This window comes from Halomonas sp. B23F22_20, assembly GCF_043496985.1.
GTDB lineage: Bacteria > Pseudomonadota > Gammaproteobacteria > Pseudomonadales > Halomonadaceae > Halomonas.
Genome location: NZ_JBIEKH010000005.1, coordinates 33,765 through 59,769 on the forward strand (window position 1 = coordinate 33,765; position 26,005 = coordinate 59,769).

Genomic DNA, 26,005 nt, shown 5'->3' on the forward strand with positions numbered 1-26,005 from the left:
GGCCACCCCGAGGACAGAGGCAATTCCATGAGTGATCAACCGCACGTCTATCCGGTACGCGAGGACATCGCCGCCAAGGCCTGGGCCGACAAGGCAACTTACCAGGCCATGTACCAGCGCTCGCTGGATGATCCGGAAGGCTTCTGGGCCGAGCAGGCCGAACGCCTCGACTGGTTCCAGGCGCCGACCAAGATCAAGCACACCGTCTTTGATACCCACAACGTCGATATCCGGTGGTTCGAGGACGGCCGACTCAACGCCAGCGTCAACTGCCTGGATCGCCACCTGGAAACCCGCGGCGACCAGACCGCGATCATCTGGGAAGGCGATGATCCCAACGATGCCAAGACCCTGACCTACCGCCAGGTATACGAGCGTACCTGCCAGCTGGCCAATGCTCTCAAGTCGCTGGGCGTGACCAAGGGGGACACCGTTACCCTCTACATGCCGATGATCCCCGAGGCCGCCATGGCCATGCTGGCCTGTGCCCGCATCGGTGCCGTGCACTCCGTGGTGTTCGGCGGCTTCTCGCCGGATGCCCTGGCCCAGCGGGTCAAGGACGCCGGCTCCAAGTTGGTGATCACCGCTGACGAGTCGGTGCGCGGTGGCAAGCATGTGCCGCTCAAGGACAACGTCGATGCGGCCCTGACCCGCGACGGTACCGACGTGGCCGAGAAGGTGCTGGTGGTTCAGCGCACCGGCGGCGAGATCGACTGGAAGGAAGGACGCGACGTCTGGTTCCACGAGCTGGTCGATCAGCAGGCCACCGACTGTCCGGCCGAGGAAGTGAACGCCGAGGATCCGTTGTTCATCCTCTATACATCCGGCTCCACCGGCGCGCCCAAGGGGCTCAAGCACACTACCGGCGGCTACCTGCTACACGCGGCCATGACTCACCAGTACGTCTTCGACTATCAGGAAGGCGAGATTTACTGGTGCACTGCCGATGTGGGCTGGGTCACCGGCCACAGCTATATCGTCTACGGCCCGCTGGCCAACGGCGCCACGACCCTGATGTTCGAGGGCGTGCCCAGCTATCCAACCACCGGCCGCATGGGCGAGGTGGTCGACAAGCACAAGGTCAACATCCTCTACACCGCACCCACCGCGGTGCGCGCCCTGATGGCGCATGGCGACCATGTCATGGATTCCAGCTCCCGGGACAGTCTGCGGTTGCTGGGGTCGGTAGGCGAGCCGATCAACCCGGAGGCTTGGGAGTGGTTCTATCGCGTGATCGGCAAGGAGCGCTGCCCGATTGTCGATACCTGGTGGCAGACCGAGACCGGCGGCATCATGATCGCCCCGCTGCCGGGCGCCACCGACCTCAAGCCGGGCTCCGCGACCCTGCCGTTCTTCGGCGTGCAGCCGGCGCTGGTCGACAACCAGGGCAACATCCTGGAGGGTGCCACCGAGGGCAACCTGGTGATCCTCGACGCCTGGCCGGGCCAGGCACGCTCGATTTGGAACAATCACGAGCGTTTCCTGCAGACCTACTTCGCGACCTACAAGGGCATGTACTTCACCGGCGACGGCTGTCGCCGCGACGAGGACGGCTACTACTGGATCACCGGCCGCGTGGACGACGTGCTCAACGTCTCCGGCCACCGCATGGGCACCGCCGAGATCGAATCCTCGCTGGTGGCTCACGAGTCCGTGGCCGAGGCCGCCGTGGTTGGTTTCCCCCATGACATCAAGGGGCAGGGCATCTATATCTACGTGACCCTGGCCGATGACGTGGAGCCCAGCGACGAGCTCAAGAAGGAGCTGACCCAGTGGGTGCGCAAGGACATCGGTCCTATCGCCTCGCCGGACGTCATCCAGTGGGCGCCTAGCCTGCCCAAGACCCGCTCGGGCAAGATCATGCGCCGCATCCTGCGCAAGATCGCCGCCAACGAGTGCGACGGGCTTGGCGATACCAGCACCCTGGCGGATCCGTCGGTGGTCGACGAGCTGATCGAGCATCGCGCCAACCGCGGATGACAGGCTCCTTGCGAGGAGCCTCGCGAACCCGGGAACCGGCCATCATGGCCGGTTTCTTCATGGCGCGGGACAGAATGTCGACAATAGTCATGAGTGGTTGGGCATCGCCTCGGCCATGGGGTAACATGCTGTAAACGATCAAAGCGTCCCGCGGGCGGCGGCCGGCCCCCCGCTGCTCCCGGATCCGGAGGAGAATCCATGGCCTTTGCCCAGAAGTTCATCGTCGCCGATGATCATCCGCTGTTCCGCGCTGCCCTGACACAGGCGCTGCGCCAGGTGGCCCCCCAGGCCGAGATCGTCGAGTCGGACACCATGGAGGCCACCACCGAGGTCGTCACCCGGCATCCGGACGCTGACCTGATCCTGCTTGACCTGCACATGCCGGGGGCGCATGGCTTCTCCGGGCTGATCCAGCTGCGCGGCCAGACTCCGGACATCCCGGTGGCCGTGGTCTCGGGGAGCGATGAGCTGCACGTCGTGCGTCGCGCCATCGACTATGGCGCTTCCGGCTTCATTCCCAAATCGTCGTCGCTGTCGCTGATCGCCGAGGCGGTGGGCGAGATCCTCGACGGCGAGGTGTGGCTGCCCGAGGAGATGGCTGAAGCGCTGGGCGAGGCCGACGAGGAGGAGGCTCGCTTCGCCGAGGCCATCGCCTCGCTGACGCCCCAGCAGTTTCGGGTGCTCAACATGCTCACCGAGGGCCTGCTCAACAAGCAGATCGCCTTCGAGCTCAACGTGTCCGAGGCCACCATCAAGGCTCACGTTACCGCCATCCTGCGCAAGCTCGGCGTGCACTCCCGCACCCAGGCGGTGATCGCGGCCCAGAAGCTAGAGGTCGAGCCGCCCAAGGTCGAGTCCTGACCTTCGGTCAGGAGTTTGAAGAGCGGCGCTTCGCGCCTGAAAGCTTGAAGCTGGAAGAACAACCCGGCCGGGCTTCGCCCGGAGTTGCAAGATCGTCCGCTTCGCGGCCGTAGGCGGGAAGCTTGAAGAAACCCTTGACCCATGATGGCGGGGTTCATGCTGTCTTCCAGCTTCCAGCTTCCAGCTTCCAGCTTCCAGCTTCCAGCTTCCAGCTTCCAGCTTCCAGCTTCCAGCTTCCAGCTTCCAGCTTCCAGCTTCCAGCTTCCAGCTTCCAGCTATGCGCTTGGCGCGCGGCTGGCCTGGAGCGTGCGGGTCAGCAGGGCGCGCAGGGCGGCGGGGCGCACCGGTTTGAGCAGCAGCTGATAGCCGGCGCGCTTGATCGTCTCGGCGACTTCCTCGGTGCGGTCGGCGGTGATCACGATGCCGGGCACGGCGCCCTGCAGGCGCTCGCCGAGCGCCTCCATGGCCATCAGGCCGGTGACTTCATTGTCCAGGTGATAGTCGGCCAGTATCGCGTCCGGGTCCTCATCGAGGTGGCGCAGCACCGACTTGGCCCCGCCGATCGAGGTGGCGGTGAAGACCTCGCAGCCCCAGCCGGAAAGCATCGCCTTCATGCCCTCGAGGATCAGCGACTCGTTGTCGATACACAGGATACGCTTGCCGGACAGCTTGTTGCCGGCACGCCGCGGCCGGGACTCCTCGGCCCGTTCCTGCTCGCGGGCGGCCACCACTGGCACGCTGACCGCGAACATGGTGCCCACGCCTTCCCAGGAACGCACCCGGATCGGGTGGTCGAGCACCCGACTCATGCGGTCGGCGATCGACAGCCCCAGGCCGAGGCCCTTCTCGCTTTCCTTGTGGCGCGAGGCCTGGTCCAGGCGGCGAAACTCCTGGAAGATCTCGGCCTGCTTGGCCTCGGGAATACCCGGGCCCGAGTCCCACACCTCGATCGATAGCCGCTCGCCGTGGCGCCGGCAGCCCAGCAGCACTCGGCCCTCCTGGGTGTAGCGGATGGCGTTGGACAGGAAGTTCTGCACGATGCGCCGGAGCATCTGGGCGTCGCTGTCGACCCATTGCCCGGTGGAGACCACCACCAGGTCGAGGCCGCGGTCCTCGGCCATCACCTCGAACTCGGCGCGCAGCGGGCGGAAGACGTCGGCCAGAGCGAAGTGGCTGCGCCGCGGCGTCAGCGCCCCGGCGTCGAGCTTGGAGATGTCGAGCAGGGTGCCGAGCAGTTCCTCGGCGGCCTGCAGCGAGTTGTCGATGTGGCCGATGGTGCGCCGCATGTCGGTGGCATCCATCTCCTGGGACAGCGCCGAGGTGAACAGGCGCGCGGCGTTGAGCGGCTGCAGCAGGTCGTGGCTGGCGGCGGCCAGGAAGCGGGTCTTGGAGGCGTTGGCGTCCTCGGCGATCTGCTTGGCCTGGCGCAGCGCCTGTTCGGCTTCGGCGCGAACGCGGTTCTCCTGGCGCAGGGCGGCGTTGGCCTCGGAAAGCGCCTGGGTGCGCTCGCGGACGCGCTCCTCCAAGGTCTCATTGGTCTCCTTGAGGGCGATCTCGGCGCGCCGGCGCTCGGTGATGTCCTGGTAGAGGGCAAAGAAGCCCAGTATCGCGCCGCTGTCGCCGAAGTGTGGCGTATAGGTGACCAGCATGTAGCGGATGCCCTCGGCCAGCGACAGCGAGACCTCGAAGCTGACCCGCTCGCCGTCCAGCGCGCGTGCGATCCAGGGCTCGCGCTCCCGTGCCAGGGTGCTGGGAATCACCTCCTGAAGCGGCTTGCCGATCACCGCGTTGCGGTCGATGGCGAAGGCCTGCTCGTAGGCGCGGTTGGTGAAGAGGTAGCGACACTCCTTGTCGAAGTAGGCGATCAGGGCCGGGACATTGTCGGTGTAGATACGGATGTTGTTCTCTGAGCGGATCAGCGCCTCTTCGGTGCGTTTCTGCTGTGTGATGTCCTGGTAGGTGTAGACGAAGCCGCCGCCGGGCATGGGATTGCCCTGGACCTCCAGCACGCTGCCGTCCTGGCGGTAGCGCACATAGCGGTGAGGCTGGCCCTCGCGGATGTTGTCGAGCAGCAACTGCACGTGCTCCTCGGGATCGCCCGGGCCGTATTCGCCGTTGTGGGCGTTGTAGCGGAAGATGCGGTCGATTGGCGCGCCGACCCGGATCAGGTGGTCGGGGAAGCGGAACAGCTCGAGGTAGCGCTGGTTCCAGACCACCAGGCGCAGGTTCTGGTCGACCACGCTGATGCCCTGGTTGATGTTCTCGATGGTGGCCTGCAGCAGGGCGCGGTTGAATTCGAGCACCTGGGAGGCCTCGTCGACGATCGAGATCACGTCCGAGATACCAATGCCGCGGCCCTGCAGCGCCGAGTTGACCACGATGCGCGCCGAGGAGGCGCCGAGCACCGAGGCCAGGAAGCGTTCGGTGAACTGGATGACGTCGATCGAGGCCCGGGCGTTATCGTCCAGCGGGGTGCCGGTGCGCCGCGCGTAATCATCGAAGGCTCGGCCCACCTGGTCGGCGCTGAGGAAACGCTCGCACAGCACCTTGAGGTCGCCCACCGTGGTGGCTCCGGTCCAGGGGCGGTTCACCGAGGTCTGGCGGGTTTCCACGCTGTCGACGAACAGCGAGGCCTGGATGCGCTCCACCACCCGCTGTGGCGTCATCTGCGAGACGAAGATGTAGCTGACCAGGTTGACGCCCAGCGACAGCATCACCCCATGGGTGAAGCCGTCGCCGACATTGAGACCGAACAGTGAGGTGGGCGACAGCCAGCCGACGCTCAGCGGGCCGCCGTTGAGCCAGGCCTCCGGCAGTACGCCGGCACCGATCATGGCCGGCATCAGCAGGCTGTAGGCCCAGATGGCGAAGCCGGCATTCATGCCGACGATCACCCCCAGGCGGTTGCCGCGTTTCCAGTATAGCCCGCCGATCACCGCCGGGGCGAACTGGGCGGCGGCGGCGAATGACAGCATGCCGATCGAGGCCAGCGAGCTGAAGTCGCCGATCAGCTGGTAGGCGCCGTAGGCCAGCGCCAGGATTACCGCGATGGTGATGCGCCTGGCGCGCAGCACCAGGCGGCCATAGTCCCGTGCCTTGGTGTCGAACCAGCGCAGCCGGAACAGCGCGGGGATGACGATCTCGTTGGAGATCATGATCGACACCGCCACCGCGGCGACGATGACCATGCCGGTGGAGGCCGAGAAACCGCCGATGAAGGTCAGCAGAGCGAGCCACTCGCTGCCGGCGGCCATGGGCAAGGCCAGTACGTAGCTGTCGGGATCGACGCTGCCATCGGCGAAGACGGTCAGGCCCGCTGCGGCCAGCGGCAGTACGAAGAAGGCGAAGGCCACCAGATAGAGTGGGAACAGCCAGCGGGCCTTGGCGGCGTCGTCGCGGTGGGTGTTCTCCACCACCGCGACGTGGAACTGCCGAGGCAGGCACAGGATCGCCAGCATCGCCAGCAGAGTCTGGGCCCAGAAGCTCTGGCCGAAGTCCTGCTGGGCCAGCTGGCGCTGAAGCTCGAGCTGGATGTCGGCGAAGGCCAGCAGATCGCCGAGCCCATCGAACATGCCCCAGGTGACGTAGGCGCCAAGCACCAGGAAGGCTACCAGCTTGACCAGCGACTCGAAGGCCACGGCGTGGATCAGCCCCTCGTGATGCTCGGTGGCATCGGTGTGGCGAGTGCCGAACAGGATGGCGAAGGCGGCCATCACCAGCGCCACATAGAAAGCGGTGTCACCGAACAGTGGGGCGCGGGTGATGTCCGACGCCTCGGTGAGCATGCTGAAGGAGGTCGACACCGCTTTCAGCTGCAGCACGATGTAGGGCAGGGTGCCGATCAATGCCACCAGGCTGGCGAAGGCCGCCAGTGATTGAGTCTTGCCATAGCGCGAGGCAATGAAGTCGGCGATGGACGTGACGTTCTGGTGCTTGGCGACGCGGATCATCTTGGCCAGTACCGGCCAGAACAGCAGCAGGGTCAGGATCGGCCCGACGAAGATGCTGGCGAACGACCAGCCCGAAGTGGCTGCCTGGCCGACGGCACCGTGGAAGGTCCAGGAGGTGCAGTAGATCGCCAGTGCCAGGCTGTAGATCACCGGGCGTCGGCGGCTGGCGCCGTGGCGGCGGGCCATGCGGTCGCCGCGCCAGGCGATGGCGAACAGCACGGCGATATAGAGCAGTGAAACGGCGATCAGCAGCCAGCCAGCGAACATGGTCATCTCCCTCGGGTTCCCGCCCATTCTAAGGCCCGGTGGAATGCTGTCCATGTTCGAGGGTGCATCAGCATCGGGACGAGACGACTCGTCAAGTGGCGCCGTGGGCAAGCCGAAGCGGAGCTCCTGCGCCATGGGTGAGTAAGCTCCTTGCGAACGGGCTGGCCATGGATGGCCAGCCCCGGGCCTGCAAGCGGAGCAGGATGCGAGAGCGCCGCAGGGCGCCGGGAGCTACAGGGATGTATTCATGCGTCTTCGCAGAGGCTTGCTGACGGCTGGCTCGACCCTGACGGAGGTGCCCTTCATTGATGCCCGAGTATCAGACTTTCAGGCGGCGGTGCAGATCGCCTGACGCAGTGGGTCGCCGTCGTCGAGCCGGCGCATGGCCTCGGTCTGCGGGCGGCCGCTCGCGTCGTCGAGCGGCACCAGCTCGCCTGAGGCACAGTTCAGCAGATGCGGGCGGTGCACCAGCCGGTCGGCGGCGCCCATTTCGAAGCGGTAGAGGATGAACTCCACCAGCGGCTGGTCGTCGGCCCGTGAGCGCGACAGCCCGTCCTCGTCGATCACCGTGAAGGCCGTGGTCAGCGGTACCACATAGGTCCAGGGGCGCCAGAAGGCCGGCCGTTGCTCGCTGGCCACCACCCGGGTCGAGTCGGGCAGTTGGGCCTGCTTGTGGTCGAACCAGGTGTATTCGTGGTGGATCTGGTAGGCGATCATGCCCAGGCCGGCGAAGGCCGGCACGATCCAGCGCGGCAGCCGCTTGGCGGTCAGGGTGCGCAGCAGCAGGGCGATGCCCGCCGCGCCCAGCCCGGCGAAGATCGCCGCGATCAAGTGCCAAATCATAGATAACTTCCTGACAGCAATCGGGCTTCCCGCAGGAAGCCCGACATGAAGGTTGGGGCCGGCGCCGTTACGGCGCCGGGATGGATTATGACTCAGTGGTCGACGGCCACGCCAGCGCCCTTGGGATAGCGCACGCTCTCGACCAGGTCCTGGATCTCCTGGGGCGGCTCGGCGGTCGCCTTGGAGACGGCGAAGGCCACGGCGAAGTTGATGATCGCCCCGACTGCACCGATGGATAGCGGTGAGATGCCCAGTACCCAGTTCTCCGGGGTGTCCGCCAGGTTGTTGGTGCCCGGAATGAAGAACCAGCCCTTGTAGACGAAGATGTAGATCAGGGTGAAGACCAGACCGGTGAGCATGCCGGCGATGGCGCCGTGGTTGTTCACCCGCTTGGAGAAGATCCCCATCATCAGTGCCGGGAACAGCGAGGCGGCGGCGATGCCGAAGGCCAGTGCCACCACCTGGGCGGCGAAGCCCGGGGGGTTGGCGCCCAGGTAGGTCGCCACGATGATGGCGACCGTCATCGAAATCCGCGCCGCCATCAGCTCGCCTTTCTCGCTGATGTGCGGATTGATGGCCCCTTTGATCAGGTCGTGGCTGATCGCCGAGGAAATGGCCAGCAGCAGGCCGGCGGCCGTGGACAGCGCTGCAGCCAGGCCGCCGGCGGCGATCAGGCCGATCACCCAGCCTGGCAGGTTGGCGATCTCGGGATTGGCCAGTACCAGGATGTCATTGTTGACCGACAGTTCGTTGCCTGCCCAGCCGCGCTCTTCGGCGGTGGACGCGAAGGCTTCGGTGTCGTTGTAGAGCTGGATACGACCGTCGTTGTTCTTGTCCTCGTACTGGATCAGCCCGGTTTCTTCCCAGGTGCGAATCCAGCCGGGGCGCTCCTCGTAGAGAATCGGGTTGGTTGCCGCGTCCTCCATGTTCTCGACCTGGCCGGCCATGTCGGGGTAGACGGTGGTCGCGATATTGAGGCGAGCCATGGAAGCCACGGCCGGTGCGGTCAGGTACAGCAGGCCGATGAACACCAGGGCCCAGCCGGCGGACCAGCGGGCGTCGGCGACCTTGGGCACGGTGAAGAAGCGGATGATGACGTGGGGCAGGCCGGCGGTGCCGATCATCAGCGACAGGGTGAACAGCACCATGTTGAGCTTGTTGTCCACGTCCGCCGTGTACTCGTTGAAGCCGAGCGCAGTGACCACCTCATTGAGCTTGGCCAGCAGCGGCACGCCGGATTCGCTGTGATCGGAGAACAAACCCAGCGGCGGTAGCGGGTTGCCGGTCAGCTCCAGGGAGATGAACACCGCCGGGATGGTATAGGCGATGATCAGCACGATGTACTGGGCCACCTGGGTGTAGGTGATGCCCTTCATGCCCCCAAGCACCGAATAGAAGAAGATCACCACGGCGGCGATGATCAGGCCGGTGGTGGCATCCACCTCCAGGAAGCGCGAGAAGGCCACGCCAGCGCCGGCCATCTGGCCGATCACGTACGTGACAGAGGCCACGATCAAGCAGATCACCGCGACCATGCGCGCCTGCTTGCTGTAGAAGCGATCGCCGATGAACTCGGGCACCGTGAACTTGCCGAACTTACGCAGGTAGGGGGCCAGCAGCATGGCCAGCAGCACGTAGCCGCCGGTCCAGCCCATCAGGAAGGTGGAATTGGCGTAGCCGCCGGCGGCGATTAGCCCGGCCATGGAGATGAATGAGGCCGCCGACATCCAGTCCGCGCCGATGGCCATGCCGTTGGTGATCGGGTGCACTCCGCCGCCGGCGACGTAGAAGTCCTTGGTCGAACCGGCTTTCGCCCAGATGGCGATGCCGATATAGATGGCGAAGGAGGCGCCCACGAAGAGCACGTTGATGGCGAATTGACTCATGCTGGCTTACTCCCCGAGCCCGTATTGCTTGTCGAGCCGATTCATCTTCCAGGCATAGAAGAAGATCAAGGCGATGAAGGTCAGGATGGAGCCCTGTTGGGCGAACCAGAACCCCAGGTCGGTGCCGCCGACGGGAATGCCGGCCAGCAGTGGGCGTAGCAGGATGGCGCAGCCATAGGAAACGGCCGCCCACACGACCAGGCAGCCGGCGATCAATCGCAGGTTGGCCTTCCAGTAGGCTTCCGCGTTGGGTGTCTCTTCAGCCATGGTGTTGCTCTCCATTTGTTATTGGGGGCGGGACCTTGCCTCGACCCTGTGGAGCCTATGCATGTCGTACCGATTGAGCGGACGAGTCGCAGACAAATGCCGGGAAGGTGCTGACGCAGAGGGAAAGCCATGGGTTATCTCTTGACGGTCAGAGATGCCCCATTCGCTCCTCCCATTTGCAGCAGCGGCGGGCCGACGCCACTCCCCCGGCGTTCGTTGTCGTGACATGTCGTCGATGGGTGATGGTCCTTGCTCATTACCCATCGTCAATGCTGGTCAAGAATCTCGAAAAATTCATCGCAGACTTTCGTATCATGAGAAGAAAATGATGAAATAAGATTTTTGTGAATGCTATTAAATTCAATGTTTTGCTTATGGTTCTGTGATTTTTTGGTGTGGATTGCCGTTGATTGTTAAACGTTCGTCTATCCATGGAACGAATGCCATATTGATCTCGGTCAGTCTGGATTAGCACCTTGGTATTATCGTCGAAAGTCGTAAAGGGGATGTGTGAAAAAAGTCGGATTTGACCTTGGTAGTAGTTCCGGCTCGTTGGTGGCGCGCGTATAACACCATGGTCTAGATTCTGGCCGATGGTGCAGCTTTGCTACTCTGGAGTCCTGCCTTCCCGGCTACGTCATGTGTTTGCCTCGTAGAGGCATCTGACCCTGGGTTCAGAAACATGGGTTGAAAAGTGTATGCCGGGAGAGGGTGTCTCCGTCATGAGGGCTCTTTGATGGTCGATGTCGATCTCTCCCAGCCGCCATTCAGCCTCCTCGACGACACGGGGCGCGAGCGCATACGTGGGGGGCTCGATCTCGCCTATTACGATCGCGATGAGATCATCCTCGAGGCCGGTCAACCCGGCCAGTACGTGTTCATCATCCACAAGGGGGAGGTCGCGGAGCTCGATACTTCACAGCCCGGCGAGACCGAGCGCATTGGTCACTACACCAGCGGTGACCTGTTCGGGGCCATCAGCATTCTCAATGGTCAGAGTCGCTACCGTTTCCGCGCCGAACAGGAAACGCTGTGCTATCTGCTACCCAGGGTATTGTTCAACCGGCTGTGCGATGACTATCCGGCCTTCGCTGCGTTCTTCCACCAACGTCTGGCCCACAAGACGCGTCTACTGAGCGAGCGGCGTGTCACGGGTGGGATAAGCATGGCCGACTTCATGCTGGCCCGCGTCGCGGACTGCATGCGTCCGCCGCTGTGCCTCGCTGAAGATGCAACGATCGCCGAGGCCGTGCGTTGCCTGCACGAGGGGTATGCCGACAGTCTGCTGGTGACAGGGGCGCAGGGAGCGGGAATGGTCACCAAGACTGATCTGCTGGAGGCACTGGTGTTGGAGGGCCACGAGGCGGACAGCCCACTGGCCCTGCTGGCCCATTTCTCGCTGATCACCGCGCACCCGGATCAATACCTGTTCGAGGTGCTGGTGCTGATGACGCGCCATCGCGTGGAACGCGTGGTGGTGACCGAGCAGGCGTCGCCGGTCGGAGTGGTGGAGCTCACCGACGTGCTCAGCCACTTTTCCAATCGCAGCCATGTGGTGAGCCTGCAGGTGGAACAGGCCGATGACCTGACAACGCTGGCCGCGGCAAGCCTGCGCACCCCCGAGCTGGTCAGCGGACTGATGGCCCAGGGCGTGAAGCTGCGCTTCGTCATGGGCCTTCTCGCGGCCCTGAACGGACGTATCATCCACAAGGCCTGGGAGTTCTCGATCGCCGAGCGCTATCGCCGTGCCAGTTGCCTGATGGTGATGGGCAGCGAAGGGCGCGGCGAACAGATCCTCAAGACCGATCAGGACAATGGCCTGATCCTCGACGACGGCCTGGACTGGCCGGACTGCGTCGAGCACATGGCCGGCTTTACCGAGACGCTGGTCGAGTTGGGGTATCCGCGTTGCCCGGGCAACATCATGGTGTCCAACCCCGATTGGGTTGGCACGGAGAGTCAGTGGAAAGCACGCATCGTCCGCTGGGTGGAACTGCGCGACGGCGACAGCCTGATGAAGCTGGCGATCATGCTCGACGCCCATGCAGTGGCCGGCAATCCGGCTCTGTTGGAGGGTGTGCGTGCCACGCTCTTCGAACAGGCCTCGCGGGATCAGCTACTGCTGTCCTACTTTGCCCGCCCGGTATTGCGCTTTTCCACGCCACTGACGCTGTTCGGCTCATTGAAGAAGCCCCAGCACGGCATCGATATCAAGAAAGGCGGAATCTTCCCGATCGTGCACGGCGTGCGGGTCATGGCGTTGGAGCGCGGCATCGCGGCGACCGGCACCCTGGAACGCCTCGACGCCCTGGTGGTCGATGGTCGGCTCGACGGCCGCTTTGCCGAGGACCTTGGCGAGGCCCTGTCGCTGTTCACCCAGCTGCGACTCGAGCAGCAGCTCGCCCGGCGCGAGGGTGGCGAGGCCGCTTCGGATATCGAACCGGATCGGGTGGTGGTGCAGTCGCTGTCGTCGCTTGAGCGCGATCTGCTGCGCGAGGCGCTGCACATCGTCAAGGACTTCAAGCAGCGGATATCGCACCGTTATCACTTGGAATATTCATAGAGGCCTGACACGCCTCGTCGTACGGGAGCCCGATATGCTCAGAACCCTGCGCCGCGTGGTCGACCGCCATCGCCATGCCCATGGTCGCTATGGCTGGCTCTTCCACCCCTACACCGGGGAAGAGCTGGTGGCGCTGGCCGTCCAGGACACCGGGGGCGAGGCCCGCCTGGCCGAGCCGCTGGTGATCGCCGCGGTTCGTCTGCGTGGCGACCGGGTATTGACCAGCGAGTCGCTGGAGCTGCGACTCGCTCCTTCCGCTGGCTTGGATGCCGACACCATTCGCCATCATGGCCTGCGCGGCATCGATCTTGCCGACGGGGTGGCCATGGATCAGGCCCTGATCGGGCTGCTGGACTTCGTCGGCAATCGTCCGCTGGTGAGCTGGCGGCTGGATCGGGAGCTCGCAGTGCTCAACCGCCCGCTGCGTCGCCAGCTGGGGTTCGAGCTGCCCAATGCCGGCATTGACCTGGCCCAGCTCTACCAGCGTCGCCAGCGTCATCATCACCCGCAACTCGAACCGGTGGCGCCCTTCGCGCGAGCCGCCGAGCGCCTCGGTGTCCCGGTGATGGGGCGCCACAGCGCCCTGGGCACGGCGGTGACCACCGCCTTGATGCATCTGCGGCTGGCGCGAGACGCCGCCTCGACCCGCCACAGCGGCTGATGCCCGTGCATCGCCAGTCCCGGGCGAGGGTGGTAGCATAGGCGCCCGTTCCACTCCTGAAGCCCTGGCAGCGCCGTGACCATGCAAGATGCCGTGACGTTCGATCCCCGCCCCGCCGACGTGCCGTCCTCAACCGAGGCGCCCGAGGCGGCAGCCGCCGCGAAGGCCAAGCGCGAGTTCAACAAGCTGCAGAAGCGCCTTCGCCGCCAGGTCGGCAACGCCATCATCGACTTCGACATGATTCGCGAGGGCGACAAGGTGATGGTCTGCCTGTCCGGCGGCAAGGACAGCTACACCATGCTCGAGATCCTGCGCAGCCTGCAGCGCAACGCGCCGGTGAACTTCTCGCTGGTGGCGGTGAACCTCGACCAGAAGCAGCCCGGTTTCCCCGAGCACGTACTCCCCGAGTACCTGGACGGCATCGGCGTGGACTACCACATCCTCGAGCGCGATACCTACTCGGTGGTCAAGGAGAAGACCCCGGAAGGCAAGACCACCTGCGCGCTCTGCTCGCGGCTGCGGCGTGGCTCGCTCTACGGCTACGCCGAGGAGATCGGCGCCACCAAGATCGCCCTGGGCCACCATCGCGAGGATATTCTCGAGACGCTGTTCCTCAACATGTTCTTCGGCGGCAGCCTGAAGTCGATGCCGCCCAAGCTGCTGTCTGACGATGGCAGGAACATCGTCATTCGCCCGCTAGCCTACTGTCGCGAGGCGGATATCGCCGAGTTCTCGCGCCGGATGGCCTTCCCGATCATTCCCTGCAACCTGTGCGGCTCGCAGCCGAACCTGCAGCGCCAGGTGGTCAAGGAGATGCTCGCCGAATGGGAAGCCAAGCATCCGGGGCGCCTGGAGAGCATGTTCAAGGCGGTGACCAACGTGGCGCCTTCGCAGCTGGCCGACCGTGAGCTGTTCGACTTCGCCGGCCTGGAGGAGAAGCAGGCGAAGATGCAGGCCGATCGGATCGATCTGCACAACGAATAGCCGGGCTTCGCCCGGAGCTGGAAGAACGCCCGCTTCGCGGGCTCAAGCTGGAAGCTTGAAGAAAACCCTTGACCCCATGAGGCGGGGTTCATGCTGTCTTCCAGCTTCCAGCTTCCAGCTTCCAGCTTCCAGCTTCCAGCTTCCAGCTTCCAGCTTCCAGCTTCCAGCTTCCAGCTTCCAGCTTCCAGCTTCCAGCTTCCAGCTTCCAGCTTCCAGCTTCCAGCTTGCTAGTGACACCCTTCCTCTTCGGCCAGCTCGATCAGGGCATCCAGGTCGAGGATATTGACCTCCCGGCCGGAGACGGCCACCAGCCCTTGCTGCTGGAAGCGGCCGAGGATGCGGCTGACGGTTTCCACGGCCAGTCCCAGGTAGTTGCCGATATCGGCTCGCGACATCGAGAGGCGGAAGCTGTAGGGCGAGTAGCCGCGCCGACGAAAGCGATCGGAGAGGCTGGCAAAGAAGGTGGCCAGCCGCTGGTCGGCGGTCTTGCGCGACAGTAAGCGCATCATGCGTCGGTCGTCGCGCATCTCCTTGCTCATGCTGCGGTAGAGCTGGGCGCGCAGCTTCGGCAAGCGCTCCGACAGGGCGTCGAGGCGGTCGAAGGGAATCTCGCACACCGTGGTGGTCTCCAGGGCGATCACCGAGCCCGGATAGGCGTCCTCGTCGATGCCGTCGAGCCCCACCAGCTCACTGGGCAGGTAGAAGTTGGTGAGCTGGTCTGTCCCGCTCCCTTCGCTGGTGATCTGCTTGAGGCTTCCCGAACGGACCGCATAGACGCTGGTAAAGGCCCTCCCCTGCCGGAACAGAGACTCACCCTTCTTGAGTGGGGCGCGGCGGCGAATGATGGCGTCGAACTGATCGATGTCCTCCAACTCGAGGGCCAATGGCAAGCACAGGGAGCTCAGGCTGCAGTTCCCGCAGCGCGTCTCGTGCAACAACGAGCGTCGCCGGCCGGCGGCGGTGTCAGGCATGCTGTCCTCCTTGATGTAGGATATATGCCACATTATGGCGGATGGTCACCGCCTGAGCATAGCTTTGCTTAGGAGGGTTCCGCTGCCTGGCTATCCTCATCGGTTCGATGCCAGCTGCCGGTTGCGGTGGGGAGCCGTCCTGCGTCGAGTGCCGCCGCATAGGTCATGGCATTTCTCGTGTTGCGGGCCTCGGCATCGGGCAGCCGTGACACGCCGCCCGTTCCCAGGCCGAGCCTGTCGCGGGCCGTCTCGCGGCGAGCCTGCTCGAGGGCGTCCTCCCGCGCGATACCCCGTCGGGCGTAGGTCCCTGGGCCCAGCAGGCTATAGCCCGTGGCGAGCAGTAGTGCATCGGCGGCGTTCAGCGCATGGCGTCGCTGCAGATTTGGCAGAGTGCCCGACGGACGCAGCGTGATGCGTGGGGGGGCCATGGCGCTCAGTGTGAGCAAGGTCTCGAGTAGCGCATGGCGAGAGTGGCACCATGGGCCGATAGGTTGGACGAGTTCCAGCGAGTGCCAGCCCACTCGCTGTGTCTCGTCCAAAAGCGGCTCGACGCGACTCGCCCAATCAGAGGAAGGGGAGCCTGGCCGGCCAGGGAAGACGGGGAGGATCAGCCTCAGGCGATTGAAGCCCAGCGCTTGCAGATGTCGCAGGGCGAAGACGTCCGTGGCCCGCGGGTCGAGCTCGACGATGAAGTCACGGTCGCCGCCGGTATCAAGGGCGAAGCGCGCCTCCAGGCGGTCGGCCAGTTCGCTCATCTGCGCCAGGGTCATCCCGGGCAGAGCGTGGCCTTCCCAGTGCAGGGCCTGGATGCGGCGACCGTTGGACAGGCAGCGGCGGATCAGCACCATTTCCCGATCCAGCCTGGCCAGGCCAACCCCGAAGGCTCCCATTCCCGTGTCATTCCTGGCTTCCCCCCCTACACACAGCGGCAGGCGAAGATGCAGTGACAAGGGCCGGTCGGCCCTGTTGCTGGCCGTCAGGGCCGCGGCGTAATCCTCGGCACCGAAGCCGGCCTGGGCAGTGGCGAGCATAAGGCAATTCCAGGGAGCTGATGCCGTCATGCTAGTGCCCCTGACGGTGTTCGGCGTTGCGCTGGATCAAGCGCGCGTCACTGAGGATCGCAGTACGGGATGAGATGTTTCATGTCGGCAGGCCACAGGCCCCATAGCTGCCAGAGGGCAAAGCTGATGATTGCAAGGGCCGCCAGCGTGCGAGTGGCAGGATGGCGAATCAGCGTGCCCAGCCGCCGGGCGGCCAGGCCGGTCACCAGTAGCGCCGGCAGGGTACCGAGGCCGAAGGCACCCATCAGTGCCGCTCCAAGCCCGGCGTCGGCGCTTGCCAGGCTCCAGACCAGCATCGAATAGACCAGACCACAGGGTAGCCAGCCCCAGATCGCGCCCAGCGCCACCGCCTGGGGGATCTTGACTACCGGCATCAGGCGCCGGCCGAGTGGCTCGAGCCGTCTCCACAAGCGTCGTCCCAATGCCTCGATGCGCAGCAGCCCCTTCCACCAGTCGGCGATGTAGAGCGCCATCAGCACCAGCATCAGCGCCGCCAGTATCTGCAGCGTCAAGCGTACGCCCGGTGCCACGCCGATCAGGGTGCCGAGGCCGGCTGCCAGGGCGCCGGCCGCCATGTAGCTGGCGATGCGCCCCAGGTTGTAGCCCAGCAGCAGGCCAGTCAGGCGGGCGGGATGGCGCAGGCTCGGGGGAACGGCGAAGCTCAGGGCGCTCATGATGCCGCCGCACATGCCGATGCAGTGGGCGCCACCGAGCAGGCCGAAAACGAAGGCGGCGGCCAGCGGCGGCAGGTCGAGTCCGGTGGGATTCACTCAGGCATCCTTGTCGTGATCATCGGGGGGCAAGTTGCCGGCGTCGCGGCGCCGGGAGCGTCGCACGGGAGGGAGGTCGTTGTCGTCATCGTCGAACAGGATGCGATGGGCCGGGCCCTCCAGGTCCTCGAACTGGTCGTGGCGGACCGCCCAGAAGAAGGCCCACACCGCCAGGCCAAGAAGGATCAGTGACAGCGGAATCAGCAGGTACAGGATGCTCATGGGGTCTCCGTGGCGCTGGTGGAAGCCTGGCGAGTCAGGCGCAGGGCGTTGCCGACTACCACCAGCGAGCTTGCCGACATGCCTAGTGCCGCCAGCCAGGGCGGCACCCAGCCTAGCGCCGCCGGTGGCAGTGCCACCAGGTTATAGATCAGCGCCCAGCCCAGATTCTGGCGAATGATTCTGCGTGTGGAGCGGGCCACCTCGAGGGCTTCGACGATGCGACCCAGGCGTGGGCCGAGCAGCACGGCATCGGCCCGGGTGCGGGCCAGGTCGGTAGCGCCGTTCATGGCGATGGCCAGGTCGGCGCCGGCCAGTACCGGTACGTCGTTGATGCCATCGCCGACCATCGCCACTCGCTGACCTTCGGCCTGCAGCTCGCGCAGGCGGGCCAGCTTGTCCTCGGGGCTGGCCTGGGCGCGCCACTCGTCGATGCCCAACTGCTCGGCCAGGGCCCGCGTGGGGGCCTCGCCGTCGCCGGACAGCAGCTCCACCGCCAGGCCTTGCGCCTTGAGGGCGGAGAGGGTCTCGGCGGCATCTTCGCGCAGCCGGTCGCTGAGAGAGAACCAGGCTCGCGGTTCGCCGTCTTCGGCAAGCAGCAGCCAGTGGCCGTCGCCAGGCGGGACGGGCGTCGACCGGGGAGAAGCAAAGTCCGCCCTGCCGAGCCGCCAGTGGCTGCCGTCGATATACCCCTCCAGCCCCTGGGCGGGTCGGCCGAGCACCTCGGTGGCGATGACGCCGCGCCTTCGATGGGGGAGAAAGGCGCGGGCGATGGGGTGCTCGGAGTGCGCCTCCAGGGCAGCGGCCACCGCCGTCAGGTGCTCCTCGTCGCCGTCACCCAGCGGTATTACCCTCACCAGGCGCATCTCGCCGGCGGTCAGGGTACCGGTCTTGTCGAAGATCACACGGTCGAGCCGGGCCAGGGTTTCCATGGCATCGGCACGAGTCAGCAGTACGCCGCGGCGGTAGAGCCGGCCATGGCCGGCGGTCAGGGCGGTCGGCGTGGCCAGCGCCAGTGCGCAGGGACAGCTGACTACCAGCACCGAGAGGGTGATCCAGAAGGCCCGGTCGGGGTCGAGGAACCCCCACACCAGTGCGGTGGCGGCGGCGATCAGCAGTACCTGGAGCACGAAGTGGTGGGCCAGCCGGGCGGCCTGGCGGGCGATGCGCGGGCGGCTGGCGAAGGCTCTGTCGGTGAGATCGAGCAGGCGGGCCGCCCGGGCGTCGCGGCCGGCGCGAGTGACGCGCATCGTCAGCGGGCTCTCGACGTTGTGGCTGCCGCCGGTCACGGCGTCGCCGACGCCACGGTTCACCGGCAGCGGCTCGCCGGTGAGCATCGACTCGTCGAGACTGGACTCGCCGTCTTCGATCACCCCGTCGGCGGGCACGCCGTGGCCAGGCTTTATCAGCACCCGGTCGCCGGCGGCGAGCTCGCTGGCGGGCAGGATGCGCTCCTCGCCTGCCTCGTCGAGGCGGATCGCCGACAGCGGCAGGATCTCGGCCAGGGCATTGCCGCGGCGACCGCTGCGTCGCCGGGCGCGCACCTCCAGGTAGCGACCGAACAGCAGGAAGAAGGTGAACATGGCCGCGGAATCGAAATAGACGTCGCCGTGGCCAACGATCACCGCCCAGGCGCTGGCCAGGTAGGCGCTGGCGATGGCCAGCGAGACCGGCACGTCCATGCCCAGTTGGCGGGTACGCAGGTCGCGCCAGGCGCCGGCGAAGAACGGCTGGGCGGAATACAGCACCACCGGCGTGGTCAAGGCGAAGGCCAGCCAGTGGAAGAGGGCGTCGAAATCGGTGCTGAGCCCGTCCTCGCCGGCCACGTAGAAGGGAATCGAGAACATCGCCACCTGCATCATTCCCACCGCGGCGACGATCAGCCGGCGGACCTGCCGACGCTCTTCGCGCTGCAGCAGGCTCTGGGCGGCGTCGGGCTCGAAGGGCTGGGCCGGGTAGCCGATCGCCGCCAGCTCGGCCAGTATCCGCGAGAAGGCGACGCGTTCGGGATCCCAGTGGACCCGAACCCGATGGTGGGCAAGGTTGACGGCGCTGGTGGAAACCCCATCGAGGGCGTTGAGGCGATGTTCGATGAGCCAGGCGCAGGCCGCACAGGTGATGCCTTCCACTGCGAGGGTCGCGTAGACGCCAGCGTCGTCATCGGCATGCACGAAGCGCGTCTGCAGCCCCGGGTCGTCGAACACCGCCCAGGTCTCGGCCTGGGCCGCCCGGCGGTCGTCGGGTCGCTCCGGCAGTTGCGTGCGGAAACGGTAATAGCTGGCCAGGCCGCCATCGACGATGGCTCGCGCCACGGCCTCGCAGCCGGGACAGCATAGCGGATGCACGGCGTCGTCGAGGGTCAGCGTCCAGCAGGCGTCCTCGGGCACTCGGGCGCCACAGTGGTAGCAGCTGGTGGCATCGGCGCGTGCGGTCTGGGTGGTGGAAGACATGGCAGCGGATCAGATGCCGGGCATCAGGACGATCTCGTCCCCGGAGGGGAAGCGAGCCTCGCCGGTCAGCCGCCAGGCGGCCTCCGGTCCATCGACGGGCTGCAGATGCAGGTACCAGCGATAGCGCAGCGGCTCGTCGAGGATGGTCACATAGCGCCCGGCACGCACGTGCTCGAGCGTCAGCAGGCGGTCGCGCTGGCTTTCGGTGGGAAAGATCAGCTTGAGGACCAGCCGCTCGGGATGATCGTCGCCGGCCAGGTCGACCACGATGTCGCCGGTGGTCGGATCGACGCGCAGAGTGGCCGATAGCCCCAGCGCCTGGGCCCGCTCCTGCTTGGCGATCTGCTGGTTGATGGCCAGGCCTTCCTTGTAATAGTCCTCGGCCACGGTGCCGTCGAAGTAGTGGATCGAGAGGGTCAGGTAGACCAAGCTGAAGGCCACCGAGGAGCCCAGCAGGCCGATCAGGAACCAGGGCCAGAACTGCTTGTACCAGGGAGGAATGTGCTCGTGTTCCGCCGTCATCAGCGGGTGTCTCCTATGAAGCGGCTGTCGCGCTCGAGGCGGATGTCGGGATCGTCGACGGCCTCCAGGCGCAGCAGGATCTCGTGGCTGGGATGCTCGAGGGACGTGGGAGGCGCGGTAGCCTCCACGACCAGCCGGCGTGACTCTCCGGCGGGCACGCTGAGTCGCCGGGTATCCAGGGTCAGTCCGTCCAGGCCCGAGGCCGCGAGCCGATAGGTGTGGTCCTCGCGGTCCAGGTTGCGCACGGTCAGGGTGTAGACGTTGCGTATGTCGCCAGCGTCGGTCATCTGGAACAGCTGGTGGCGGTCGCGCTCGACCTCGAAGCCCAATGGCGTGCGATCGCCGACCGCCCAGCCGAATAGGCCGATCATCACCAGCAGTGCCGCCAGATAGCCGAGCAGCCGTGGGCGCAGCACGTGGGTTGGTTTGCCTTCCAGGGCGTTTTCGGTGGTGTAGCGTATCAGCCCACGCGGATAGCCCATCCGGTCCATGACGCTGTCGCAGGCATCGATGCAGGCCGCGCAGGTGATGCACTCGTACTGCAGCCCGTCGCGGATGTCGATGCCGGTGGGGCAGACCTGGACACAAAGTTCGCAGTCGATGCAGTCGCCATGGCCGGCGTCGCGGGCCTGCTGGTGGTCGAGGCGCTTGCTGCGCGGGCCGCGCGGTTCGCCGCGAGCGGTATCGTAGGACACGATCAGGGTGTCGGCGTCGAACATCACCCCCTGGAAGCGCGCATAAGGACACATGTAGATGCATACCTGTTCGCGCAGCCAGCCGGCATTGAGGTAGGTGAACAGCGTGAAGAAGCCGACCCAGAAGTAGGACCAGCCGTTGGCCGAGAGGGTCGGCAGTTCCACCACCAGCGTGCGGATCGGCGTGAAATAGCCGACGAAGGTCAGGCCGGTGGCGGCGGCGATGGTCAGCCAGACGGCATGCTTGGCGGTTTTGCGCCGGACCTTTTCGGCATCCCAGGCGCGTCGGTCGAGCTTGATACGGCGGTTGCGAGGCCCTTCGAAGCGATGCTCGACCCAGATGAACAGGAACGTCCAGACGCTTTGTGGGCAGGTGTAGCCGCACCATACGCGACCGGCGAACACGGTGATGAAGAATAGCCCGAAGGCGCAGATGATCAGCAGCCAGGAGAGCAGCATGAACTCCTGAGGGTAGAAGGTAGCGGAGAAGATGTGGAATTCGCGTCCGGGCAGGTCGAACCACACTGCCGGGCGGTCGCCCCAGGGGATCCACGGCGTCACGAAGTAGGCCAGCAGCAGTACCCAGTTGGCCCCACGACGCAGTCGCTGGAAGATGCCCTTGATCTCGCGCACGTAGATATGGCGGCGGCTGGCGTACATTTCCCGAGTGACGGTCTCGCCCGGCGAGTGGTGTTGCACGGCGTTCGGGGTGACATCACGGGTGGGGATCTTATCGCTCATGGCAGGCTCTCGACAGGCGAGGCGAGGGCGCGGCGGCCCTGCGGGATGGTTCGATTCTAGCCAGTGCGGCGGTCGGCGAGGAAGGGCGCGACGCCGCGTCGCGCCCTTGTCCCGTGCAGCTGGTCTGGCCGGTCAGTCGCGGCGGCTGAGATGGTAGACGTAGGCGGCCACCAGGTGGACCTTGTCTTCGCCGATATAGGCCGCCTGGGCCGGCATATGGCCGTTGCGTCCGTTGCGCAGGGTCTGAAGGATGGAGGCTTCCAGCGGTTGACCGGGCTGGCGATACAGCCAGATGTCGTCGGTCAGGTTGGGCGCGCCGAGCGCCTGATTGCCGGTGCCGTCGGGCATGTGACAGGCAGCGCACACCGAGGCGTACAACGTCGCGCCCTGTTCGGCGCGCTGGGCGTCCTGTGCCTGGCCGGACAGCGACATCACGTACTGGGTCAGGTTGGCGATGTTGTCCTCGCCGAGCTGCTGCCAGGCGGGCATCAGACCGCTGCGACCGTTGGTAATGGTGGTCACGATGTTGTCCGGTGCGCCGCCGTAGAGCCAGTCGTCGTCGGTCAGGTTGGGGAAGCCGTAGCCGCCTTGGGCGTTGGAGCCGTGGCAGATCGCACAGTTGTTGAGATACAGCCGTTCAGCGACCCGCATGGCCTCGCCGTCCTGGGCCAGCTCGGGAATCGGTACCTGCTGGTACTGCTCGAAGATCGGGGCGTACTGCTCTTGTGCACGGGCCATCTCGTCTTCCCATTGGCCCTCCTGGCTCCACCCCAGCAGGCCGGCATAGTTGCCAAGTCCGGGGTAGAGCACCAGGTACCCCAGGGCGAAAATCACCGTGCCCACATAGAGCTGGAACCACCAGCGGGGCAGGGGATTGTCGTACTCCTCGATCTCGTCGGCCGCATGGCCGGTGGTCTCGACGTTGCCCTCGGCATCCGCGGCCTTGTCGGTCTTGCGGTTGGCGAATAGCACCCAGGCGCTGATGGCGATGGTGCCCAGCGTGATGACGATGATCCAGGCGCTCCAGAAACCGGACAGGGAGTCACCCCAGAGATTGTTCATGTGTTGCTGTCTCCCTTTTCTTGTCGGGATGCGGCTTTCTCGGCGCCGCTCGAGTCACGGTGTGGCCACTCCTCCTCGTCGGCGAAGGGCAGATTGGCCGCTTCATCGAAATCTGGCCGGCGGCGCTTCGAATAGGCCCACCAGGTCAAGCCGACGAAGCTGACCAGCAGGATGGCGGTGATGATGCCGCGTAGGGTGCCGATATCCATGTCAGCGCGCGTCCTTCAGCACGGTGCCGAGCTGCTGCAGGTAAGCCACAAGGGCGGTGATTTCGCGTTCGCCGCGCACCTCGTCCCGGGCGCCGGCGATCTGCTCGTCGCTGTAGGGCACCCCTAGCGCGCGCATGGCGCGCATCTTGTCGGCGATGTGCTCGCCGTCGAGGGTGTTCTCGAACAGCCAGGGATAGGCCGGCATCACCGACTCCGGCACCACGTCGCGCGGGTTGTACATGTGGGCGCGGTGCCAGTCGTCGCTGTAGCGACCGCCTACCCGGGCCAGGTCGGGGCCGGTGCGCTTGGAGCCCCACAGGAAGTTATGCTCGTAGACCGACTCGCCGGCCACGCTGTAGTGGCCGTAGCGCTCGGTCTCGGCGCGGAAGGGACGAATCATCTGCGAGTGGCAGCCCACGCAGCCCTCGCGGCGGTAGATATCGCGTCCCGCCAGCTCCAGGGCGGGGAGCGGCTCGAGGCCTTCCACCGGCTCGGTCGTCTGTTTCTGGAAGAACAGCGGCACCACCTCGGCCAGGCCGCCGAAGCTGATGACCACCAGGACCAGCACGGCGAGCAGGCCGACATTCTTTTCGACGATCTCGTGTCTCATTGGCGTTCTCGTTTCCTGTTAGGCTCCGGCACTCTGGGGCAGCGGCCGGCGTAGGCTTTCCTGGCGGCGTACGGTCATGAAGACGTTGAAGGCCATGACCAGCATGCCGGCCACCCAGCACAGGCCGCCGATCATGCGCACGATGTAGCCCGGACCGCTGGCCTCGACGGACTCGACGAAGGTGTACATCAGGGTGCCGTCGGGGTTGACCGCTCGCCACATCAGGCCTTGCAGGATGCCGTTGACCCACATGGCGGCGATGTAGAGCACGGTGCCGATGGTGGCCAGCCAGAAGTGCACGGCGATCAGCGACACCGAGTACATTTCGGTGCGGCCGTACAGGCGCGGAATCAGGTGGTACATGGAGCCGATAGTGATCATCGCCACCCAGCCCAGGGCGCCGGCATGGACGTGGCCGATGGTCCAGTCGGTGTAGTGCGAGAGCGCATTGACGGTCTTCACCGCCATCATCGGGCCTTCGAAGGTGGACATGCCGTAGAACGACAGCGCCACGACCAGGAAGCGCAGAGTGGGGTCGGTGCGCAGCTTATGCCAGGCGCCCGACAGGGTCATCATGCCGTTGATCATGCCGCCCCAGGAGGGAGCCAGCAGGATGATGGACATCACCATGCCCAGCGACTGGGCCCAGTTGGGCAGGGCGGTGTAGTGGAGGTGATGGGGGCCGGCCCACATGTAGACCATGATCAGCGCCCAGAAGTGGACGATCGACAGGCGGTAGGAATAGACCGGGCGTTCGGCCTGCTTGGGCACGAAGTAATACATCATGCCCAGGAAGCCGGCGGTCAGGAAGAAGCCCACCGCGTTGTGGCCATACCACCACTGGGTCATGGCATCGATGGTGCCGGAGTACAGCGAGATCGAATACATGGCCGAGACCGGGATCGCCGCGCTGTTGACGATGTGCAGCACCGCTACGGTGAGGATAAAGGCGGCGAAGAACCAGTTGGCCACGTAGATGTGCGAGGTCCGGCGCTGCTTGATGGTGCCCAGGAAGACGATGGCATAGCTGATCCAGACCACCGCGAGCAGGATGTCGATCGGCCACTCCAGCTCGGCATACTCCTTGACCTCGGTGTAGCCCAGCGGCAGCGTCACCACCGCCGCCAGGATCACCGCCTGCCAGCCCCAGAAAGTGAAGGCCGCCAGCTTGTCGGAGATAAGGCGGGTCTGGCAGGTACGCTGCACCACATAGTAGGAGGTGGCGAACAAGGCCGAACCGCCGAAGGCGAAGATCACGGCATTGGTGTGCAGCGGGCGCAGGCGGCCGAAGCTCGTCCAGGGCAGCCCCAGATTGAGTTCCGGCCAGACCAGTTGCGCGGCGATCGTGACGCCGAGGGCCATGCCCACGATGCCCCAGACCACGGTCATGATCGCGAACTGCCGCACGACCTTGTAGTTGTAGGTAGGATGTTCCAGTGCTCTGCTCATGTCAGGTTTCCATCGAACGCGGTGGAGGGAGACGCGCTTGGGCTGCAGTCTAGCCCAGGCCGTTCGCCCACATGATGATGCCGGTCAAGTCGAATTCGGAGCGATTCGCCCCTCTCCGTGGCCTAGCGATCGTATCGATTTCCTCATGCATCATCAGCATAGAATAGTTGTCGTCACTAAGTGTATACAATGGATGAATACAAAAAAGTAGCCCCCAGTGATCGGAAGACCGGTCGGTGCCAGCCGCTCGCGCAGCGCCACGATATTCCGGGCCTCGGGCCGCTTGACATTACCGGGGAGGCTCGGCGGGGGCGGCTGTTGCTGTCGCATGGCGCCGGCGCCGGTCAGGATTCGCCCTTCATGCAGCGGCTCCGCGAGGCGCTGGCGGTCCTGGGCGTACAGACCCTGTCCTTCGAGTTCGCTTACATGCAGCGCATGCGTGAGGAGGGCAGGCGGCGGCCGCCGCCTCGGGTCGAGACGCTGGTGGATGAATTCGCTCGCTGGCGCGACAGTTTGTCGCGGGGGGCGCCCGGCCCTCTGTGGCTGGGTGGCAAGTCGATGGGCGGGCGGGTCGCGAGTCTGCTGGCGGCTCGTGACGGTGCCGATGGCCTCGCGCTGTGCGGCTATCCGTTTCATCCGCCGCGCAAGCCCGAGTCGCTGCGCCTTGACCACTGGCCGCGGCTGAGTTGCCCGACCTTGGTGATCCAAGGCACTCGGGATGCTTTCGGTACGCGCGACGAAGTGACCGGATATGCGCTGCCGGATGCCGCCGAGCTGCACTGGCTGGAAGACGGCGACCATGACTGGAAGCCCCGTCGTGCCTCGGGTCGCGATCAGGATGGCCTGATCGAGGAGGGTGCGCGCGCTATCGCCGAGGCCATCGGTCGTCATGCGTCTGGCGATGGAGAGTGGCCAAGTGAATGAATGTCCTGTGGAAAGTTCGTGCCTCGATATCGAGGTCGATGAAAAAAACGCGTTGACAAT

General features: G+C 65.4%; 22 protein-coding genes. 6 read left to right on the top strand and 16 right to left on the bottom strand.

Annotation, left to right across the window (positions count from 1 at the left end; all coding sequences use genetic code 11):
• The first annotated feature begins 27 nt into the window (after nucleotides 1-27).
• The gene (gene acs, locus ACGTN6_RS04870) at nucleotides 28-1,980 is read left to right on the top strand and encodes an acetate--CoA ligase (protein WP_394590156.1); all 1,953 of its coding nucleotides are present in this window, start codon (nucleotides 28-30) and stop codon (nucleotides 1,978-1,980) included.
• Nucleotides 1,981-2,178: 198 nt separating this feature from the next.
• The gene (locus ACGTN6_RS04875; protein WP_394590157.1) at nucleotides 2,179-2,841 is read left to right on the top strand and encodes a response regulator; all 663 of its coding nucleotides are present in this window, start codon (nucleotides 2,179-2,181) and stop codon (nucleotides 2,839-2,841) included.
• Between the two features lie 275 nt (nucleotides 2,842-3,116).
• Here ACGTN6_RS04875 and ACGTN6_RS04880 read toward each other — a convergent pair whose 3' ends face one another.
• The 4 genes from ACGTN6_RS04880 to ACGTN6_RS04895 form a co-directional block, all read right to left on the bottom strand.
• Nucleotides 3,117-7,058, bottom strand: coding sequence for a hybrid sensor histidine kinase/response regulator (locus tag ACGTN6_RS04880; protein ID WP_394590158.1), 3,942 nt, complete (start codon nucleotides 7,056-7,058; stop codon nucleotides 3,117-3,119).
• A 327-nt stretch (nucleotides 7,059-7,385) separates the two neighbouring features.
• Complete coding sequence (locus ACGTN6_RS04885; RefSeq protein WP_394590161.1) at nucleotides 7,386-7,901, bottom strand: hypothetical protein; 516 nt, start codon at nucleotides 7,899-7,901, stop codon at nucleotides 7,386-7,388.
• Between the two features lie 92 nt (nucleotides 7,902-7,993).
• The gene (locus ACGTN6_RS04890) at nucleotides 7,994-9,787 is read right to left on the bottom strand and encodes a sodium:solute symporter family protein (RefSeq protein ID WP_394590162.1); all 1,794 of its coding nucleotides are present in this window, start codon (nucleotides 9,785-9,787) and stop codon (nucleotides 7,994-7,996) included.
• 6 nt (nucleotides 9,788-9,793) lie between these two features.
• On the bottom strand, nucleotides 9,794-10,054 hold the full coding sequence (locus ACGTN6_RS04895) for a DUF4212 domain-containing protein (protein ID WP_394590163.1): 261 nt from the start codon (nucleotides 10,052-10,054) through the stop codon (nucleotides 9,794-9,796).
• A 736-nt stretch (nucleotides 10,055-10,790) separates the two neighbouring features.
• Between ACGTN6_RS04895 and ACGTN6_RS04900 the strand changes: the two genes are divergently transcribed.
• From ACGTN6_RS04900 to ttcA, 3 genes are all read left to right on the top strand, one after another.
• Nucleotides 10,791-12,617 (top strand): putative nucleotidyltransferase substrate binding domain-containing protein, encoded by a 1,827-nt coding sequence (locus ACGTN6_RS04900; protein WP_394590164.1) that lies wholly within the window; start codon nucleotides 10,791-10,793, stop codon nucleotides 12,615-12,617.
• 34 nt (nucleotides 12,618-12,651) lie between these two features.
• Nucleotides 12,652-13,278: a 3'-5' exonuclease family protein gene (locus tag ACGTN6_RS04905; RefSeq protein ID WP_394590165.1), complete on the top strand. Its 627-nt coding sequence runs from the start codon at nucleotides 12,652-12,654 to the stop codon at nucleotides 13,276-13,278.
• Between the two features lie 81 nt (nucleotides 13,279-13,359).
• Nucleotides 13,360-14,262 (top strand): tRNA 2-thiocytidine(32) synthetase TtcA, encoded by a 903-nt coding sequence (gene ttcA, locus ACGTN6_RS04910; RefSeq protein ID WP_394590366.1) that lies wholly within the window; start codon nucleotides 13,360-13,362, stop codon nucleotides 14,260-14,262.
• 42 nt (nucleotides 14,263-14,304) lie between these two features.
• On the opposite strand, the gene ACGTN6_RS04915 is transcribed toward ttcA, so the two are convergent.
• The 12 genes from ACGTN6_RS04915 to ccoN form a co-directional block, all read right to left on the bottom strand.
• Nucleotides 14,305-14,499, bottom strand: coding sequence for a hypothetical protein (locus ACGTN6_RS04915; RefSeq protein ID WP_394590166.1), 195 nt, complete (start codon nucleotides 14,497-14,499; stop codon nucleotides 14,305-14,307).
• The gene (gene fnr / locus ACGTN6_RS04920; RefSeq protein ID WP_394590167.1) at nucleotides 14,490-15,233 is read right to left on the bottom strand and encodes a fumarate/nitrate reduction transcriptional regulator Fnr; all 744 of its coding nucleotides are present in this window, start codon (nucleotides 15,231-15,233) and stop codon (nucleotides 14,490-14,492) included. The genes ACGTN6_RS04915 and fnr overlap by 10 nt, the downstream gene beginning before the upstream one ends.
• Nucleotides 15,234-15,301: 68 nt before the next feature.
• Nucleotides 15,302-16,264: an oxygen-independent coproporphyrinogen III oxidase gene (locus tag ACGTN6_RS04925; protein WP_394590168.1), complete on the bottom strand. Its 963-nt coding sequence runs from the start codon at nucleotides 16,262-16,264 to the stop codon at nucleotides 15,302-15,304.
• Between the two features lie 77 nt (nucleotides 16,265-16,341).
• Nucleotides 16,342-17,064, bottom strand: coding sequence for a sulfite exporter TauE/SafE family protein (locus ACGTN6_RS04930; protein ID WP_394590169.1), 723 nt, complete (start codon nucleotides 17,062-17,064; stop codon nucleotides 16,342-16,344).
• Complete coding sequence (ccoS, locus tag ACGTN6_RS04935) at nucleotides 17,065-17,286, bottom strand: cbb3-type cytochrome oxidase assembly protein CcoS (RefSeq protein WP_394590170.1); 222 nt, start codon at nucleotides 17,284-17,286, stop codon at nucleotides 17,065-17,067.
• Nucleotides 17,283-19,733 carry a heavy metal translocating P-type ATPase gene (locus ACGTN6_RS04940; RefSeq protein ID WP_394590171.1) on the bottom strand — a complete coding sequence of 817 codons (2,451 nt, stop codon included), beginning with the start codon at nucleotides 19,731-19,733 and terminating at the stop codon, nucleotides 17,283-17,285. Before ACGTN6_RS04940 ends, ccoS begins: the two co-directional genes overlap by 4 nt.
• A 9-nt stretch (nucleotides 19,734-19,742) precedes the next feature.
• Nucleotides 19,743-20,255: a FixH family protein gene (locus ACGTN6_RS04945; protein WP_394590172.1), complete on the bottom strand. Its 513-nt coding sequence runs from the start codon at nucleotides 20,253-20,255 to the stop codon at nucleotides 19,743-19,745.
• A complete protein-coding gene (gene ccoG, locus ACGTN6_RS04950) occupies nucleotides 20,255-21,691 on the bottom strand; it encodes a cytochrome c oxidase accessory protein CcoG (RefSeq protein WP_394590173.1) in 1,437 nt (478 codons plus the stop codon). Before ccoG ends, ACGTN6_RS04945 begins: the two co-directional genes overlap by 1 nt.
• 132 nt (nucleotides 21,692-21,823) lie before the next feature.
• Nucleotides 21,824-22,753 (bottom strand): cytochrome-c oxidase, cbb3-type subunit III, encoded by a 930-nt coding sequence (gene ccoP, locus ACGTN6_RS04955; protein WP_394590174.1) that lies wholly within the window; start codon nucleotides 22,751-22,753, stop codon nucleotides 21,824-21,826.
• Nucleotides 22,750-22,962 (bottom strand): cbb3-type cytochrome oxidase subunit 3, encoded by a 213-nt coding sequence (locus ACGTN6_RS04960; RefSeq protein ID WP_394590175.1) that lies wholly within the window; start codon nucleotides 22,960-22,962, stop codon nucleotides 22,750-22,752. Before ACGTN6_RS04960 ends, ccoP begins: the two co-directional genes overlap by 4 nt.
• Before the next feature lies 1 nt (nucleotide 22,963).
• Nucleotides 22,964-23,572 (bottom strand): cytochrome-c oxidase, cbb3-type subunit II, encoded by a 609-nt coding sequence (gene ccoO, locus ACGTN6_RS04965; RefSeq protein WP_394590176.1) that lies wholly within the window; start codon nucleotides 23,570-23,572, stop codon nucleotides 22,964-22,966.
• An 18-nt stretch (nucleotides 23,573-23,590) separates the two neighbouring features.
• Nucleotides 23,591-25,021, bottom strand: coding sequence for a cytochrome-c oxidase, cbb3-type subunit I (gene ccoN / locus ACGTN6_RS04970; RefSeq protein ID WP_394590178.1), 1,431 nt, complete (start codon nucleotides 25,019-25,021; stop codon nucleotides 23,591-23,593).
• 189 nt (nucleotides 25,022-25,210) lie between these two features.
• On the opposite strand from ccoN, the gene ACGTN6_RS04975 reads away from it, so the two are divergent.
• Nucleotides 25,211-25,945 carry an alpha/beta family hydrolase gene (locus ACGTN6_RS04975; RefSeq protein ID WP_394590179.1) on the top strand — a complete coding sequence of 245 codons (735 nt, stop codon included), beginning with the start codon at nucleotides 25,211-25,213 and terminating at the stop codon, nucleotides 25,943-25,945.
• The last annotated feature ends 60 nt before the right edge of the window (nucleotides 25,946-26,005 follow it).